Genomic DNA, 16,745 nt, shown 5'->3' with positions numbered 1-16,745 from the left:
GAGCAACGAAACAGCAGCGGCCTGCGCCGCCGACAACGCTCAGACCAGCGCCTTGATCCGGTACAGCGCTTCCAGGGCCTGCTTCGGCGTCAGTTCGTCCGGATCGACCTCGGCCAGTGCGTCCAACGCGGCCGAGGAGGTGGCGAACAGGCCGAACTGTTGCGGCTGGTCGAGGGCGGCGGTGGCGAACGAAGGCTTGGGCGTGTCGCGGCCCTGCTGTTCGAGTTCGATCAAACGCCCGCGCGCCTGCTTGACCACCGACTTCGGCAGACCGGCGAGGGCGGCGACCTGCAGGCCGAAGCTGCGGTCGGCCGGGCCGTCCTTGACCGCATGCATGAACACTAGCTGGTCACCGTGCTCGACCGCGTCGAGGTGGACGTTGGCGATGCCGTTGCCGGGCTCGGCCAAGGCGGTGAGTTCGAAGTAATGCGTCGCGAACAGGGTGTAGGCGCGGTTGCTGTGGGCGAGGTGGCGTGCGCAGGCTTCGGCCAGGGCCAGGCCGTCGTAGGTCGAGGTACCGCGGCCGATCTCGTCCATCAACACCAGCGACTGGTCGGTCGCGTGGTGCAGGATGTAGCTGGTCTCGCTCATCTCGACCATGAAGGTCGACTGGCCGCGGGCGAGGTCGTCGCCGGCGCCGATGCGGGTCAGGATGCGGTCGATCGGGCCGATCAGCGCGCGCGAAGCCGGCACGAAGCTACCGATATGCGCGAGCAGCACGATCAGCGCGTTCTGGCGCATGTAGGTCGACTTACCGCCCATGTTCGGGCCGGTGATGACCAGCATGCGCCGACCGTTGTCTTCGTCGAGGATCAGGTCGTTGGGCTCGAACGGGTCCTTGCGCACCGCTTCGACCACCGGATGGCGGCCGCGTTCGATGCGCAGGCCCGGCGCATCGCCGAGCTCCGGTTGGGTCCAGTCCAGCGCCTGTGCGCGTTCGGCGAAGCCGCACAGCACGTCGAGCTCGGCCAGCGCGGCGGCGCAGTGCTTAAGCGGTTCCAAGCGTTCGTTGAGGACGTCGAGCAGTTGTTCGTACAGCAAGCGTTCGCGCGCCAGCGAACGCTCGCGCGCCGACAACACCTTGTCCTCGAACTGCTTGAGTTCCTCGGTGATGTAACGTTCGGCATTGCTGAGCGTCTGCCGCCGGGTGTAATGGGTCGGCGCCTTGTCGGCCTGGCCCTTGCTGATCTCGAGGTAATAACCGTGAACGCGGTTGTAGCCGACCTTGAGCGTGGCGATGCCGCTGCTGGCGCGCTCGCGCGCTTCCAGGTCGACCAGGAACTGATCGGCGTTGGTCGACAAGGTGCGCAGCTCGTCGAGCTCGGCGTCGTAGCCGGTCGCGAACACGCCGCCGTCGCGGGCCAGCACCGGCGGCTGCGGCACGATCGCCTCGGCCAGCAGATGCGCATGCGCGTCGTGTTCGCCGAGTTCGGCGCCCAAAGCGTTGAGGCGCGGCGAGTCGAGCGGGCTCAGGCTCGCGCGCACGTCGGGCAACAGGCCGAGGCCGTCGCGCAAGGTCGACAGGTCGCGCGGGCGCGCGCTGCGCAGGGCGATGCGCGAGAGGATGCGTTCCAGGTCGCCGAGCGCGCGGAAGCGTTCGCGGATGTCGTCGCCGGCGCGGCTGTCGATCAAGGTCGCCACCGCCTGGTGGCGATGGCGCAAAACGCTGCGGTCGCGCAACGGGCGGTGCAGCCAGCGCCGCAACAGGCGCCCGCCCATCGGCGTCACCGTGCTGTCGAGCACGCCGAGTACGGTGGTGCGGCTGTCGCCGTCGATGCGGCTGTCGAGTTCGAGATGACGGCGGGTGGCCGCGTTCATCGCGATCGCGCCGTCGCCGGATTCGATCGCGATCGAGGTCAAATGCGGCAGGCGCTGCTTCTGGGTTTCCTCGACATAGCCGAGCAGGGCCGCGGCGGCGGCGATCGCCAGCGGCTTGTCTTCCAGGCCGAAACCGCTGAGATCGTGCAGGCCGAAGAAACGCAGCAACTGGCGGCGGCCGCTGTCGACGTCGAACAGCCACGGCGGTCGGCGACGCATGCCGTTGCGTTCGGCCACGAACGGCGCCCAGCCGTCTTCGTCGGCGACCAGCAATTCGGCCGGCTCCAGCCGGGCCAGTTCGGCTTCCAGGGCGTCTTCGCTGGCGACTTCGTTGACCAGGAAGCGGCCCGAGGCCAGGTCGGCCCAGGCCACGCCGTAAGCGTTCTTGCCGCGCGCGACCGCCAGCAACAAGGTGTCGCGGCGTTCGTTGAGCAAGGCCTCGTCGGTGACCGTGCCCGGGGTGATGATCCGCACCACCTTGCGTTCGACGATGCCCTTCGCCAGCGCCGGGTCGCCGATCTGCTCGCAGATCGCCACCGATTCGCCGAGCGCGACCAGGCGCGCGAGATAGCCTTCGGCCGAATGGTGCGGCACGCCGGCCATCGGGATCGGTTGCCCGGCCGAATTGCCGCGCTGGGTCAGGGTGATGTCGAGCAGTCGCGCCGCCTTGCGGGCGTCGTCGTAGAACAGCTCGTAGAAATCGCCCATACGGAAGAACATCAGTACGTCCGGATGCTCCGCCTTGGCGGCGAAGAACTGGCGCATGAGCGGGGTGTGGGCGTCGAGATTGCGGGCGCTGGAGGAGTCTGGGGCGGACACGAAATACCGGTGTTCTGATGCGGAAGGAGCCTGCGCACTTGGGCTGCAGGCGGGCGCACAGTATGCCAGCCGGGCTGCAGACCCGCGCCGCGACGCGTGGCCGGCGCTCAGGCGAGTTCGGCTTGGCCCAGCTTGGTTCTCGTCGGTCGCAAACGGGCTCGGGGTCTATGCGGTCCGCACTCAGCGGCCGTTCGCAGTCCGATACAACAGCAAGCGTCCTGCTGTTTCGCCGACCCACCAACGGCCGTCGTGCGACACCGCGACCGGTTTGGCGGGCGTATCGGCGGGGGCGACGAATCCAGCCGGCACCGCCCGGGGCGGCCGGGTGTCCTTGCCGGCGATGCCGCCATCGTCGGCGGAGGCATCGGCGACGCCGGCCGGCAACGGCTCGGCCGGGTAGCGGGCGATGGCGCAGCGACGATCGATCCAGACCGGACGACGCAAGGGCCCGACGCCGTCGGATTGGCCGTAGCCGGCGGCGGCGAGACCGTCGTTCGCGGTGCCGAGCACCCGGCTCAGGTCGGCGGCGTCGCTGCGGCAGCCGAGCCGGTCGTCGCGCCAACGCTCGGCATGATCGGCGACCAGCCACAGGTCGCCATCGGGCGCGTAGCCGAGGTCGGCGATTTCGCTGTCGGTGGCGAAGTCGGCGACCCGGCGGCTGCGCAGGTCGAGCACATGCCAGCGCTTGCCGTCGCTCCAGGCGAGCAGCGGCCGGCTCGGGTGAAACGCGACCGCACCGGCTCCGGCGAGCAGACGCGGCGACGCGGCGGCTTCGGCAGTGGCCGACGCGGTGGGCGACACGGGGGCAGGGCGCGCGGCACCGGCCCGGCAGGCCGGCAACAGGGCGATCGCACAGGCGATCGCGAAACACGGGCGGTGCGGGTTCGAGTTCATGCGCGAACCAGTCTAGCCATCGCGAGGCGGGGCACCGCGGCCTCGGTCACGGTATCTGGCCGATCCCCATGCGGTCCCAGACCGCCTCCAGCCCGCCCTGGCGATGGCTCTGCACCATGTTGCGCGCATCGCCGGCGTCGAAGCCGGGGTGGTATTCGACGTGCGGACGGTCGACCAGCCCTTGCCAGTTGCCGCCCCATTCCAGCCCCTGGGCGACGGCGATCTCGCCGTAGCGGTCCCAGTTGTTGGTCTCGGCCCAGCTCGGCTGGCCGTTGGCGTTGTTGAAAACCAGGTCGACCGCGACGCCGTAGTTGTGCCAGGACTGGCCGGCGCGCGCGTTGGTGACCCGGTTGCCCGGTGCGGTGCGGCCCTGTGCGTACAGCGCGTCCTGTTCGGCGAAGGTGCGATAGGCGGTGTCCACGCGCATGTTCATGCCTTCGCGGCGCGCTTGCTCGATCACCGCGGTGACGCGATTGGCGACTTCCTGATTCAGATTGGGGTCGGCCAGGCGGCCGCGGGGATCGGCGGCATGCAGGTCGACCAGGGTCCGGGTCTGCGCGCCGACTTGTTCGGTCAATTGCACGCGGGTGCTGATGTTGTCGTAGACGCTGCGCGCGGTGGCTTCGCTGGCGAGCTGGACGCTGCCGTCGTTGCGGATCGTGCCGACGGTCTGGCCCTGGGCATCGAGCAGATTGCCTTGCTCGATGCTGTAGGTGACGCCGTCCAGGGTCAGGGTGCCGGCGTCCGGCGTCAGCGAGGACGGGGTCGCCTGGGGGTTCAAACTGACCTCGGCGGTGCCTTGCAGATAAGTCGCCGTCGCCGCATTGGGCGCGCTCATGAACGAATTGAGCGATTCGACTTTCTGTTCTTCGCTGAGCTGGGCGAAGTTGCGGTCGGCGACCAACTGGTCGAGCGCGGCGACCGCCTGCGGGTTCTGCGCCAGCTCGGTGCGGATTTCCTCCTCGCGCTCTTCGCTGATGCTCGGCGCGGTCTGGGCTTCGGTGGCCGAGGCGGTGGATTGCGATTCGCTGCTGTGCGATACGCCGTTGACGCTGTCCATGGACGTATTCCTTGTCGGGGGAACGGGCCGGAACTCCGCCGCTCGGGCGAGATTCCACGGAAGGTTCGCCTGCATTGCACGCCGCGGGCGGAGGGTACGCCACCTGGGATGGACCCTAGCGCGGGCGGACCGATGACGCAGTTTTCGTGCACGGCTGTGCAGTCGCGTTTGCGCAATCCGACACCGCAGCGTCGTGCGCTCGCGCGTTGAAAGCGCGAACGTTCGTTCGTTTTTAAGCCGTGAACCACGATGCGACGCGCTTGTTCGCTTCGGCGAGCGATTGCCGGTACAAAGGTGTTGCATCGCCGCATGACGTTCGTTAACAGCATGCTAATTTCCGGACGACGATTCGATTCGCGCCTCACGAACTCAGGCCGCAATCGCTCACGAATTACGTATCGAACAAGGATGTGGTCCGCGCAGGGGACGGGCGCGGCATCGCAGACACGGGTCGGCCCCCCGGACGCATGCCTTCATCTTGCGCACCCGCCGCACCGGACATCGAAGTCCAGCACGTCCCGAACGTATTCAAACTTGGGGGAAACCAGATGATCGCTCGCCAGCCGGGTCGCAAGTCCTTGTCTTTGGCCATCGCTTTGGCCGTGGCGTCGCTCGCCGCGACCGCACAGGCGCAACAGGCCGGCGCCACGCCCGCCGAGGAGGAGGCCACCACGCTGGCCGGCCTCACCGTGACCGCGCAGAAGCGCGAGGAGGCGATGCAGGACGTGCCGATCTCGATCACCGCGCTGCCCGAGCAACTGCTGCAGGACACCGGCGTACGCGACGTCAAGGATCTGCAGGTACTGGTGCCGGGCCTGACCGTGAGCAGCACCCAGAGCGAAGTGCAGACGGTGGCGCGCATCCGCGGCATCGGCACGGTCGGCGACAACGCCGGCCTGGAGTCCTCGGTCGGCGTGGTCATCGACGGCGTCTATCGCCCGCGCAACGGCGTCGGCTTCGGCGACCTCGGCGAAATCGAACGCATCGAAGTGCTGAAGGGTCCGCAAGGTACGGTGTTCGGCAAGAACACTTCGGCCGGCGTCATCAACGTCATCACCCGGCGGCCGAGCTACGACACCACGGTCGAGGGCGAGCTGACGATCGGCAACTACGGCGCGGTCGGCCTGGCCGGCTCGTTCAATACCGCGATCGGCGAGAACGCCGCGTTTCGCGTCTACGCCGGCAAGCGCAAGCGCGACGGTTTCACCGACGTCGAGATCGGCCGCGGCCCGCGCGGCGAGCGCGAGGACGGCGACCAGAACTTCCATACCTTGCGCGGCCAGCTGCTGTTGGAGCCGACCGAGAACCTCGACATCAACTTCATCGCCGACTACAGCAGCCGCGAAGAGAATTGCTGCGTCGGCCTGACCACGGTGCGCGGCCCGACGTCGGCGATCATCAATGCCCTGGTCGGCGGCACCGGCGTGGCGCCGGTCGCCGATCCGTTCGCGCGCGTGGCCTGGAGCAACCGCCCGACGACCCAGGACATCAAGGACAAGGGCGTCTCGGCCGAGGTCAACTGGATCACGCCGTGGTTCGGCGGCGCCACCCTGACCTCGGTCACCGCCTCGCGCGACTGGCAGGCGATGAACGGCCTGGATTTCGATTTCACCACCGCCGACCTGATCTACCGCAATCCGGACCCGGACGAATCCTTCACCGGCTTCAAGCAGTTCAGCCAGGAATTCCGCCTGACCGGCGCGACCGACAAGCTCGACTGGATGTTCGGCCTGTTCTATGCCGACGAAGACCTCAAGCGCAACGACTCCTACAGCCTCGGCGCGCATTACGAGCCCTACCTGTCGACCGCGGTGCTGAGCCAGATCGCCGCGCGCTTCCCGGCCGGGCTGATCAACACCGCCAACGCCGCGACCTTCTTGTCGCAGGCTTCGGGCCGCCCGTTCGGCAGCAGCTTCGGCGGGCTCGGTGCGCTCGACCGCTACCAGCAGAACAGCAAGAGCGTCGCCTTGTTCACCAACAACACCTGGCATGCGACCGACGCCCTCGATATCACCCTGGGCCTGCGCTACACCAAGGAGAACAAGGAACTCGACTCGGTCTACAGCAATCCCAACGGCGGCCTCGGCTGCGGCGCGGCGCTGGCCAACCCGACCCGGGTCGGCGCGGCCCTGGCCGCACGCGGCGTGCCGGCCGCGGCGCGCGCGGCGCTGGTCCAGCAGGTGGTCGGTTTCATGTGCCTGCCGTGGGCCAACACCTTGCACAACGGCCGGGTGACCAAGCAGGAACGCGACGAGAAGGAATGGTCGGGCACGATCAAGGCCGCCTACCGTTGGAACGAGCACGTCATGGGCTACGCCTCGGCCGCGCGCGGCTACAAGGCCGGCGGCTTCAACCTGGATCGCGTGCAGTCGTCCAACGGCCTGTCCTCGGGCACCGCCGGCATCGCCCCGGTCAACGACACCTCGTTCCCGGGCGAGTTCGTCGACAGCTACGAGTTGGGCGCCAAGACCACCTGGGCCGACGGCAACCTGCTGCTCAACGCGACTCTGTTCCACCAGACCTACACCGACTTCCAGCTCAACAGCTTTCTCGGCACCAGTTTCGTGGTGCGTTCGATCCCGGAAGTGGTTTCGCAGGGCATCGACACCGAGATCCTGTGGCAGACCGGGCTCAAGGGCCTGATGCTGCAGGGCGGCCTGATGTATGCCGATACCAAGTACGGTGACGACCCGCTGCCCGATGCCGACCTGGCCAAGTTGCCGGGCGCGCGGGCGAGCTTCGCGCCGCTGTGGTCGGCCTCGGCTTCGGCGACCTACCAGTGGGATTTCGGCGCTTCCTTGATCGGCCGCTTCAACATCGGCGCGAAGTACTCGTCCGACTACAACACCGGTTCCGACCTCGACCCGGAGAAGGGCCAGGAGGCCTACACCGTGGTCAATGCGCGCCTGGGCATCGGCGCCAAGAACCGGCGCTGGATGGTCGAGGCCTGGGCGATGAACCTGACCGATGAGGAGTACAAGCAGGTCGGCTTCGATGCGCCGTTGCAGACCGGCTCCTGGAATGCGTTCCTGGGCGCCCCGCGCACCTACGGCGTGACCTTGCGGGTGATGTACTGAGCGACCCGGGGGAGCGGCGGCGACGCCGTTTCCTTCGCGAGAGCGATCGACGCCGCTCCTACAGGGGATGCTGCGCTTCCGCGCTCCAAGGGTAGGAGCGGCGCAAGCCGCGACCGCGCCACCGCCACCACGTCGTCGCCCGATGCAACCCGGCGCCCCATAACGCGGTTACACCGTTGTGGGGGAGGGCCGCATGCCAGGGCAAGAGCGCCGTATGGCCGGGCTTCGGTCGTGGCGCTTACGTCGATCGCTTCGGTTGATCGCGGCTTGCGCCGCTCCTACCCCAAAGCGGTCGCGACGCGGTCAAGGGTAGGAGCGGCGCAAGCCGCGACCGCGTAGCCGCAACGGCGACGCCACCCGATGCAATCCCACATCGCATCGCTTTGGCTTCAAGGGTAGGAGCGGCGCAAGCCGCGACCGCGTGGCCGCAACGGCGACGCCACTTCATGCAACCCCGCATCCCCTGTCGCGGCTCACGCCGCTCCTACAGGGAGGCCCGCGCGCCAATCGGCCGCCCATCCCGACCGTCCAGGCAAAGCCACGCCCGCGACGCCCGTTATAGTGGCGCCATGACGCCCGATACCAGCGACACCGCCCTGCGTGGCCTCGCCGAACGACTCGGCGAGGCGGCACGCCTCAACCACCACATGCTGGTCACCGCCGAGAGCTGTACCGGCGGCTGGATCGCCAAGACCCTGACCGATATCGCCGGTTCCTCGGTCTGGTTCGGTTGCGGCATCGTGGCCTACAGCTACGAGGCCAAGCAGTCGCTGCTGAGCGTGCGCCCGCAAACCCTGGAGCAGTACGGCGCGGTCAGCCGCGAGACGGTGATCGAAATGGTTTCCGGCGCGCTGGCCAATACCGGCGCGACCATCGCGGTCGCGGTGACCGGCATCGCCGGCCCCGGCGGCGGCACCGAGGACAAGCCGGTCGGTACGGTCTGGATCGCCTGGAAACGCCGCGGCGGTTACCCGATGGCCGAGGTCTTCCATTTCGACGGCGATCGCGAAGCGGTGCGGCGCAAGACCGTCGCCGCGGCCCTGCACGCGATGCAATCGCTGACGAACTGACGCCGCGACGGAGGGCTGGGACGATTACGCCCGCAGCGGGCGTCCACGCTCGTCCGCCGATTCGCTCGATCGGTCGATCCGATCAATCCAGTTCGCGAGCCCAGACCTGGCCGACCAGGTCGTGGCCGAAGCTGTGGTGCGGCTCCTGCTCGATCAGGCCGAAGCCGCAGCCTTCGTAGATCTTGCGCGCCGAGCCCAGCACGTCGTTGGTCCACAGCAGCATCCGCCGATAACCGGCGTCGCGCGCGAACGCCATGCAGGTTTCGACGAGGCGGCGGCCGACGCCCAGGCCGCGGGCGCGTGGATCGACCAGCAGGCAACGCAACTGCGCGGTGGCGGCATCGTCCTCATTGCGGACCACGAACACACAGCCGACCCGTTCGCCGTCGAGTTCGGCGATCCAGCAGCGTTCGTATTGCGGGTCGTGACGGGTCGCGAAGCGCGCGAACAAAGTCGCGACCAAGGCTTCGAACTCGCCGTTCCAGCCGTACTCGTCCGCGTACAGACGCCCGTGCCGCTCGATCGCCCAGCCGATGTCGCCGATCCGGTGCTCGCGCAACAGCAGGCGCTGCGCAGCCGGCAGCGACGGTGTCGACAAGGCCTGTTCGGCCTCGCGGATCGCGCGCAACAGGCGGTCCCGATCCAGCATCGACAAGGCCGACAGCATCGTCGCGGTCGACTCGTGCGAGCTGCGATCGAGCACCGCGAAGGCCTCGCGGCCCTTCGCCGACAAGGTCAGCACGAAGCTGCGTGCGTCCTGCTCGGAGCGGGTTTTCTCGATCAGGCCGTCGCTGGCGAAGCCCTGCAGGATGCGGCTCAGATAGCCGGGGTCCAGGCCGAGCACCTCGCCGATGTCGCGCGCGGCCACCGGTTCGCGCTGGGCGAGTTCGAACAACACCCGCGCTTGGGTCAGCGGGAAGGGACTGTCGAGCAAGTCTTCCTGCAGTACGCCGATCCGGCGGGTATAAAAACGATTGAAGGCACGAACGGCATCGACGTCGGCGGTCTCGGCAACGGCGGTCATGTCGGGGCTCCGGGAGTAGAGCCTCAGACTAGGCGATTGTTTGACTTTGTCAATTAAATGGCCGGCCGAGACACTTGCTCCCATGGTTTGTTAGTAGTAATACTACTAACCATGAATCTCACCGACACCCAGCAAGCCATCCTCGCGCTGATCGCCGAACGGATCGACGTCGAGGGTTTCCCGCCGTCGCAGACCGAAATCGCCAAGGCCTTCGGCTTCAAGGGCGTGCGCGCGGCGCAATACCACCTCGATGCGCTGGAGACCGCCGGCGCCATCGAGCGCATGCCGGGCAGGGCGCGCGGCATCCGCGTGCTGCAGCCATCGCCGCAGGCGCAGCGCGAGCTGGGTCTGGTGTCGGCGAACGAAGAGGCGATCCGTCTACCGGTGCTTGGCCGCGTCGCCGCCGGGGCGCCGATCGGCGCGGACGCCGGCGCCGACAACTACGTCCTGCTCGATCGCAACATGTTCTTTCCGTCGCCGGACTACCTGCTCAAGGTCAAGGGCGACTCGATGCGCGACGAAGGCATTTTCGACGGCGACCTGATCGGCGTGCACCGCACCCGCGACGCCCGGTCCGGGCAGATCGTGGTGGCGCGCATCGACGACGAAATCACCGTCAAGCTGCTCAAGATCGGCAAGGACCGCATCCGTCTGCTGCCGCGCAACCCCGACTACGCGCCGATCGAGGTCCAACCCGATCAGGATTTCGCGATCGAGGGCCTGTACTGCGGCCTGGTCCGGCCGAATCGCTGACATGGCCCGCGCGAAGCCCGATCCCAACGTCGATCGCTACGGCTCGGTGCGCGCCTGTGCCGCCGTGCCTGCCGCGCAAGCCGCCCTGCAAGGCCTGGACGAGTCGATTTCCGCGGCGCTTTCGCGGAGAAATCCGACTCCCGCGCAGGCTTCCGCCCGGCTGACCGCCGCCGCGGCGAGCGATAATTTGCCTTCAGGCGCCGCGGTCTCAGTCTCTGCGATCCGCCTCCTCTAATTTCCCTCTCACCACGACACGACTTAAGGACACCACCATGGACGAGAACAAAAAGCGCGCTCTTTCCGCCGCTTTGAGCCAGATCGAGAAGCAGTTCGGCAAGGGCTCGGTGATGCGCATGGGCGACCGCCCGGTCGAAGCCGCCGAAGTCATCGGCACCGGCTCGCTGATGCTCGACATCGCGCTCGGCATCGGTGGCCTGCCCAAGGGCCGTGTCGTCGAGATCTATGGTCCGGAGTCCTCGGGCAAGACCACGCTGACCCTGCAGGCCATCGCCGAGTGCCAGAAGAAGGGCGGCACCGCGGCCTTCATCGACGCCGAGCACGCGCTCGACCCGATCTACGCCGGCAAGCTCGGCGTCAACATCGACGACCTGCTGGTCTCGCAGCCCGACACCGGCGAGCAGGCGCTCGAAATCGCCGACATGCTGGTGCGTTCGGCCGCGGTGGACATGGTGGTGATCGACTCGGTCGCCGCGCTGACCCCGAAGGCCGAAATCGAAGGCGAGATGGGCGACCAGCTGCCGGGCCTGCAGGCCCGCCTGATGAGCCAGGCGCTGCGCAAGCTGACCGGCAACATCAAGCGTTCCAACACCCTGGTGATCTTCATCAATCAGCTGCGCATGAAGATCGGCGTGATGATGCCGGGCCAGAGCCCGGAAGTGACCACCGGCGGCAACGCGCTCAAGTTCTACGCTTCGGTGCGCCTGGACATCCGCCGCATCGGCGCGATCAAGAAAGGCGACGAGATCATCGGCAACCAGACCAAGATCAAGGTCGTCAAGAACAAGCTGGCGCCCCCGTTCAAACAGGTCCTGACCGAAATCCTTTACGGCGAAGGCATTTCGCGCGAAGGCGAACTGATCGACATGGGCGTGGAAGCCAAACTGGTCGAGAAGTCCGGCGCCTGGTACAGCTGCGGCGACGAGCGCATCGGTCAGGGCAAGGAAAACGCCCGCCAATACCTCAAGGAAAACCCCGAGCTGGCCGCGCGTCTCGAGGCGACCTTGCGCGAGAAGTTCGTCCCGAGCGACGCCCCGCGCGACGAAGCCGTCGAGGAATGATCGCCAGGCTCTGAATGGTTCGGCTCTTAACGGTTAAGGCTCCATGACGTCGGATCGGCACGACGACGATCGGCATCGTGAAGGCGGCGCCGAAGACCCGGACGGGCAGGGCGGGCAGGCCAGGCCCAAGCCCGGCCGCGGTTCCGACTGCGACACGCAGCTTCGCGAGGAGCTGCGTGCGCGGATGCGTGCGATCGAGGCCGGCAGCGCGGTTGCGAAGTCGGCCCTGGGCCCGTTGGCCTCCGGTCCGGATCAGCCTGCAGTGCCGGACAGGTCCTTGGACATGGATGAGGGCACGGCCGGCCCGAGTTCGGGCCCGGACACCGACCGGCGCACCGGGTTCTCGGGCGGCGGCTTCGGCTCCAAAGGCTCGGGTTTGAAACCGTCGTCGGGTTCGAAACGATCCGGCTCCAACGGCTTCGGCTCGAAACCGTTCGCCTCGAAATTGTACGGAAGCGGTGGTTTTCGCGGCGGGGCCGGTCGTCAGGAGCGGTCCGAGCCGGCCGGGTCGGCCTGGCCCGAGGCCGACCGCTTCGAAGCGCAGCTGGCCCTGGGCGGCGCCGATCCGGTCGATTCGGCCTCCGAGGCCTCTGCGGAAGATCGACCCAGTGCACTGTTCGACGAAAGTCTAAGCAGCCCCGATGGCTCCGGTGCGGGCAAGCGCCGGCGGGCGCCGCGCGAGCAGAGCCCGACCCAGCGCGCCCTGGGCCTGCTGACCCGTCGCGAGCATTCGCGCAAGGAGCTGACCCGCAAACTGACCTCCCGCGGCCTCGATGCCGGCGAGGTCGAAACCGCAGTTGCCCAGCTGGCCGAGGCCGGCTGGCAGAACGACGTCCGCTTTGCCGAAAGCATGGTCAGAAGCCGCGCCGGCAATGGTTATGGGCCCTTGCACATACGTGCCGAACTGGCCAGCCACGGCCTGGACAGCCAGACCATCGCCGACGCCCTGGGCCGTTACGAGGGCGACTGGCTGCAGAACGCCCGCGATCTGGTCCGACGCCGCTACGGCGAGGACTTCGCCGCCGACCCGGCAAGGCGGCGCAAGGCCGCCGATCTGCTGATGCGGCGGGGCTTCGACGGCGATACGGCGCGTAATGCGAACCGTTCCGCCGTCGACGACTGAACGGTCGGACATATTTGCCGTACGGCCTTGCACATAAGGCCCCCGGGCCTGTTAGGCTACGCGGCTTTCGGGTCCCGGGTTGCCTGCTCCAGTCGATGCCTCCATCGTGGTGGCATGGGTTCGGTCGAGCGGCACCGCTCCCGACCAGGCAAATAATCCCAGGCATGAAAACCACCACTGAAATCCGCAGCGATTTCCTCGAGTTCTTTCGGGGCAAAGGTCACACCATCGTGCCGTCGGCACCGTTGGTGCCGGCCAACGACCCGACGTTGTTGTTTACCAACTCGGGCATGGTGCAGTTCAAGAACGTTTTCCTCGGCAGCGAAAAGCCGGGCTATGTGCGCGCGGCCGACGTCCAGCGTTGCCTGCGTGCCGGCGGCAAGCACAACGACCTCGACCAGGTCGGCTACACCGCTCGTCACCACACCTTCTTCGAGATGCTCGGCAACTGGTCGTTCGGCGACTACTTCAAGGAAGACGCCATCGTCTGGGCCTGGGAGCTGCTGACCAAGGTCTGGGGTCTGGCGCCGGAGCGCCTGTGGGTCACCGTCTATCACACCGACGACGAGGCCTACGCACTGTGGAACCAGAAGATCGGCGTGCCGGCCGAGCGCATCGTCCGCATCGGCGACAACAAGGGTGCGCCGTTCGCGTCGGACAACTTCTGGCAGATGGCCGACACCGGCCCCTGCGGCCCGTGCACCGAAATTTTCTACGACCACGGCGACCACATCGCCGGCGGCCCGCCGGGTTCGCCCGATGAGGACGGCGATCGCTTCATCGAGATCTGGAACCTGGTCTTCATGCAGTTCGACCGCCAGCCCGACGGCAGCCTGCTGCCGTTGCCGGCGCCGTGCGTCGACACCGGCATGGGCCTGGAGCGTCTGGCAGCGGTGCTGCAGGGCGTACACGGCAACTACGACATCGACCTGTTCCGCCACCTGATCGCCGCTGCGGCGCGCTTCACCGGCACCCAGGATCTGCAGAACAAGTCGCTGCGGGTGATCGCCGATCACATCCGTGCCTGTTCGTTCCTGATCGTCGACGGCGTGCTGCCGTCCAACGACGGCCGCGGCTACGTGCTGCGCCGGATCATCCGCCGCGCGCTGCGCCATGGCTGGATGCTCGGGCAGAAGAAGCCGTTCTTCCATCTGATGGTGCCGGCGCTGGTCGAAGTGATGGCCGACGGCTATCCGGAACTGGCGGCCAAGCGCGAGTTCGTCGAACGCGCACTGCTGGCCGAAGAGGAACGCTTCTCGCAGACCCTCGATTCGGGCATGCGCATCTTCGACGAAGTGGCCGAGCGCTCGACCGGGGTGATCCCCGGCATCGACGTGTTCCGCCTCTACGACACCTACGGTTTCCCGACCGACCTGACCGCCGACATCGCGCGCGAGCGCGGCCTGACCCTGGACATGGAGGGCTACGACGCCGCCATGGCCAAGCAGAAGCAGGGCGGCCGCGAAGGCGCCGACTTCGGCAGCAAGACCACGATGCCGGCGGAACTCGCCGCCAAGCTCGCCCCGACCGAATTCCTAGGCTACGACCGTCTGACCGAGGGCGGCCTGGAAGTCGTCGCCCTGCTGCGCGACGGCATGCCGGTCGACCAGATCGTGGCCGGCGACAACGCGGTGGTGATCCTCGAGCGCACCCCGTTCTACGCCGAAAGCGGCGGCCAGGTCGGCGACGCCGGCGAGCTCGACGAAGCCGGCACCCGCTTCCTGGTCCGCGACACCCAGAAGTTCGCCGGCCAGTTCCACGGCCACATCGGCGAGCTGACCGCCGGCACCCTCAAGCGCGGCGACCGCGTCCTGGGCGCCGTCGACGAGGCGCGCCGCGCGGCGACCGTGCTCAACCATTCGGCGACCCACCTGCTGCATGCGGCCCTGCGCCGCCTGCTCGGCGACCATGTGACCCAGAAGGGCTCGCTGGTCGCCCCGGACCGCCTGCGTTTCGACTTCTCGCACTTCAACCCGATGACCGATGCCGAGCTCGCGCAGATCGAGCGCCAGGTCAACGCCGAGGTGCGCCGCAACTACGAGGCCGAAGTCCACCAGATGGGCATGCAGGAAGCCCTGGAGTTCGGTGCCATGGCGTTGTTCGGCGAGAAATACGGCGACCGCGTGCGGGTGCTGCGCATGGGCGAGGCCTCGACCGAGCTCTGCGGCGGCACCCACGTCGCGCGCACCGGCGACATCGGCCTGTTCAAGATCGTCTCCGAGAGCGGCGTCCAGGCCGGCGTGCGCCGGATCGAAGCGCTGACCGGGCAGGGCGCGCTGGACTACGTGGCCGAAGAGGAGCAGCGTCTGGAACAGGCCGCGCGTCTGCTCGGCGGCAATGCCGCCGACGTGGCCGACAAGCTGCGGGCCCTGCTGGACCGGCAGAAAAAGCTCGAACGCGAGCTCGAATCGATCAAGGCCAAGGCCGCCTCCGGCGCCGCGACCGACCTGGCCGCCTCGGCGGCGCAGATTGGCGGGGTGCGGGTGGTCTCGACCCGGTTGGAAGGTTTTGACGCCAAAGCGTTGCGCGAGGCGGTGGACAGCCTCAAGCAGCAGCTCGGCGATGCGGTAATCGTGCTGGCGGGAGCCAGCGACGGTAAGGCGGCCTTGGTCGCCGGAGTGAACGGAAGCGCGGTTGGCAAGGTCAAGGCGGGGGAACTGCTCGCCCACGTTGCCAGTCAGATCAACGGTAAAGGCGGCGGCCGCCCGGATATGGCGCAGGGCGGCGGTGACGACGGCCCTGCGTTGTCGAAGGCTCTTGCGGGCGTGGCGCAGTGGGTTGAGAGTAGGCTTGTATGAATGGCGAACAGTGACTTCTATCGCTTGCGACCGGGTTTGACCGGTCGCTAAGATGGTTCACGTTTGTGTACAAATTGAAGCATTCTTCCTGATGGAAAAGAATGCCAACGCCGGCGCTGCGGTGCCGGCTCGAGGAGGTTTTCAATGCTGATCCTGACGCGTCGCGTCGGCGAAACCCTGATGATCGGCGACTCGGTGACTGTCACCGTGCTCGGCGTCAAGGGGAACCAGGTGCGTATCGGTATTACCGCACCCAAAGATGTCGCAGTCCATCGCGAAGAGATCTATCAGCGCATCCAGCGCGGCGAGGATGCGTCGGACGACTCGGGCAAGAACACCGGCAGCTGATAAAAAAAGTTTGCTGCGAATCGGGTGAGCCGTTATGCTTCCCGCCCGCACCGCGTTAAGTGATGCGGAGAGTTGCCCGAGAGGCTGAAGGGGCTCCCCTGCTAAGGGAGTATAGGGTCAAAAGCTCTATCGAGGGTTCGAATCCCTCACTCTCCGCCAGTTACAAAGAGCCGCTTCTGGCGGCTTTTCTTTACCGATTCATCGGGGTTTTCGCAGTCGATGAGGAGGTAAAGAGCAAAACAGAAAATGTTGACGAACAGAAAAACGTCCGTCATAATTTTTCAACTCAGCGCCCGTAGCTCAGCTGGATAGAGCACCAGGCTACGAACTTGGGGGTCGGAGGTTCGAATCCTTCCGGGCGCGCCATACAAAGAAACCCGGCAATCGCAAGATTGCCGGGTTTTTCTTTGCGCGAGATTTTGTTCGGCGTCGGTTGTCGATGACGGTTGTCGACGGCGGTCGTTCGCTTGCTTGCGCGCGAGCTTGCGCACGGGCCGATTAACTACGAGTCCAACCGAACATCGCGGATATCGGTCGCTCGCAGTATCCGCGCAGCGTCTGCGCGGGAGCGATACATCCATGAAGCGGCGTGGGGCCTTCCAGGGTAGGAGCGGCGCAAGCCGCGACCAAGGAATGGGTAGTCGCCGCACCGCCGTCGTCGGT

12 protein-coding genes and 2 tRNA genes are annotated in these 16,745 nt (G+C 67.1%); 10 read left to right on the top strand and 4 right to left on the bottom strand.

The window, feature by feature from the left end; genetic code table 11:
- Nucleotides 1–39: 39 nt before the first annotated feature.
- The 3 genes from mutS to ACTOWK_RS01815 form a co-directional block, all read right to left on the bottom strand.
- Nucleotides 40–2,583 carry a DNA mismatch repair protein MutS gene (mutS, locus tag ACTOWK_RS01825; protein WP_441328657.1) on the bottom strand — a complete coding sequence of 848 codons (2,544 nt, stop codon included), beginning with the start codon at nt 2,581–2,583 and terminating at the stop codon, nt 40–42.
- Between the two features lie 234 nt (nt 2,584–2,817).
- Nucleotides 2,818–3,531, bottom strand: a complete 714-nt coding sequence (locus ACTOWK_RS01820) for a hypothetical protein (RefSeq protein WP_441328493.1) — start codon at nt 3,529–3,531, stop codon at nt 2,818–2,820.
- 46 nt (nt 3,532–3,577) lie between these two features.
- Nucleotides 3,578–4,591 carry a M15 family metallopeptidase gene (locus ACTOWK_RS01815; protein WP_441328492.1) on the bottom strand — a complete coding sequence of 338 codons (1,014 nt, stop codon included), beginning with the start codon at nt 4,589–4,591 and terminating at the stop codon, nt 3,578–3,580.
- A gap of 548 nt (nt 4,592–5,139) precedes the next feature.
- Between ACTOWK_RS01815 and ACTOWK_RS01810 the strand changes: the two genes are divergently transcribed.
- Together ACTOWK_RS01810 and ACTOWK_RS01805 are read left to right on the top strand one after the other, a co-directional pair.
- Complete coding sequence (locus ACTOWK_RS01810; RefSeq protein ID WP_441328491.1) at nt 5,140–7,668, top strand: TonB-dependent receptor; 2,529 nt, start codon at nt 5,140–5,142, stop codon at nt 7,666–7,668.
- A gap of 569 nt (nt 7,669–8,237) precedes the next feature.
- The gene (locus ACTOWK_RS01805) at nt 8,238–8,738 is read left to right on the top strand and encodes a CinA family protein (RefSeq protein ID WP_441328490.1); all 501 of its coding nucleotides are present in this window, start codon (nt 8,238–8,240) and stop codon (nt 8,736–8,738) included.
- 82 nt (nt 8,739–8,820) lie between these two features.
- Here ACTOWK_RS01805 and ACTOWK_RS01800 read toward each other — a convergent pair whose 3' ends face one another.
- Complete coding sequence (locus ACTOWK_RS01800) at nt 8,821–9,762, bottom strand: bifunctional helix-turn-helix transcriptional regulator/GNAT family N-acetyltransferase (protein ID WP_441328489.1); 942 nt, start codon at nt 9,760–9,762, stop codon at nt 8,821–8,823.
- Between the two features lie 111 nt (nt 9,763–9,873).
- On the opposite strand from ACTOWK_RS01800, the gene lexA reads away from it, so the two are divergent.
- From lexA to ACTOWK_RS01760, 8 genes are all read left to right on the top strand, one after another.
- On the top strand, nt 9,874–10,515 hold the full coding sequence (lexA, locus tag ACTOWK_RS01795) for a transcriptional repressor LexA (protein WP_441328488.1): 642 nt from the start codon (nt 9,874–9,876) through the stop codon (nt 10,513–10,515).
- A 1-nt stretch (nt 10,516) separates the two neighbouring features.
- Complete coding sequence (locus tag ACTOWK_RS01790) at nt 10,517–10,750, top strand: hypothetical protein (protein WP_441328487.1); 234 nt, start codon at nt 10,517–10,519, stop codon at nt 10,748–10,750.
- Nucleotides 10,751–10,787: 37 nt separating this feature from the next.
- On the top strand, nt 10,788–11,813 hold the full coding sequence (recA, locus tag ACTOWK_RS01785) for a recombinase RecA (protein WP_441328486.1): 1,026 nt from the start codon (nt 10,788–10,790) through the stop codon (nt 11,811–11,813).
- Nucleotides 11,814–12,426: 613 nt separating this feature from the next.
- Nucleotides 12,427–12,936: a recombination regulator RecX gene (gene recX / locus ACTOWK_RS01780; protein WP_441328656.1), complete on the top strand. Its 510-nt coding sequence runs from the start codon at nt 12,427–12,429 to the stop codon at nt 12,934–12,936.
- A gap of 164 nt (nt 12,937–13,100) precedes the next feature.
- A complete protein-coding gene (gene alaS / locus ACTOWK_RS01775; protein WP_441328485.1) occupies nt 13,101–15,734 on the top strand; it encodes an alanine--tRNA ligase in 2,634 nt (877 codons plus the stop codon).
- A gap of 144 nt (nt 15,735–15,878) precedes the next feature.
- Nucleotides 15,879–16,082 carry a carbon storage regulator CsrA gene (csrA, locus tag ACTOWK_RS01770; RefSeq protein ID WP_441328484.1) on the top strand — a complete coding sequence of 68 codons (204 nt, stop codon included), beginning with the start codon at nt 15,879–15,881 and terminating at the stop codon, nt 16,080–16,082.
- A gap of 66 nt (nt 16,083–16,148) precedes the next feature.
- A tRNA-Ser gene (locus ACTOWK_RS01765) sits at nt 16,149–16,241 on the top strand.
- Nucleotides 16,242–16,371: 130 nt separating this feature from the next.
- Nucleotides 16,372–16,448: transfer RNA gene (locus ACTOWK_RS01760), tRNA-Arg, on the top strand.
- Nucleotides 16,449–16,745 lie beyond the last annotated feature (297 nt).

The organism is Lysobacter sp. CA196 (genome assembly GCF_052078695.1).
In the GTDB taxonomy this organism is placed as follows: domain Bacteria; phylum Pseudomonadota; class Gammaproteobacteria; order Xanthomonadales; family Xanthomonadaceae; genus Lysobacter.
Note: the sequence above shows the minus strand (reverse complement) of the source record. Positions and strands in the feature narration are given on the sequence as shown.

What these genes read in the sequence shown, in the direction of transcription:
- ACTOWK_RS01790 (WP_441328487.1), top strand. Translation starts at nt 10,517, where the DNA reads ATGGCCCGCGCGAAGCCCGATCCCAACGTCGATCGCTACGGCTCGGTG.
- recA (WP_441328486.1), top strand. Translation starts at nt 10,788, where the DNA reads ATGGACGAGAACAAAAAGCGCGCTCTTTCCGCCGCTTTGAGCCAGATC.
- ACTOWK_RS01810 (WP_441328491.1), top strand. Translation starts at nt 5,140, where the DNA reads ATGATCGCTCGCCAGCCGGGTCGCAAGTCCTTGTCTTTGGCCATCGCT.
- mutS (WP_441328657.1), bottom strand. Translation starts at nt 2,583, where the DNA reads ATGCGCCAGTTCTTCGCCGCCAAGGCGGAGCATCCGGACGTACTGATG.
- alaS (WP_441328485.1), top strand. Translation starts at nt 13,101, where the DNA reads ATGAAAACCACCACTGAAATCCGCAGCGATTTCCTCGAGTTCTTTCGG.
- ACTOWK_RS01820 (WP_441328493.1), bottom strand. Translation starts at nt 3,531, where the DNA reads ATGAACTCGAACCCGCACCGCCCGTGTTTCGCGATCGCCTGTGCGATC.
- lexA (WP_441328488.1), top strand. Translation starts at nt 9,874, where the DNA reads ATGAATCTCACCGACACCCAGCAAGCCATCCTCGCGCTGATCGCCGAA.
- ACTOWK_RS01800 (WP_441328489.1), bottom strand. Translation starts at nt 9,762, where the DNA reads ATGACCGCCGTTGCCGAGACCGCCGACGTCGATGCCGTTCGTGCCTTC.
- ACTOWK_RS01815 (WP_441328492.1), bottom strand. Translation starts at nt 4,591, where the DNA reads ATGGACAGCGTCAACGGCGTATCGCACAGCAGCGAATCGCAATCCACC.
- csrA (WP_441328484.1), top strand. Translation starts at nt 15,879, where the DNA reads ATGCTGATCCTGACGCGTCGCGTCGGCGAAACCCTGATGATCGGCGAC.
- ACTOWK_RS01805 (WP_441328490.1), top strand. Translation starts at nt 8,238, where the DNA reads ATGACGCCCGATACCAGCGACACCGCCCTGCGTGGCCTCGCCGAACGA.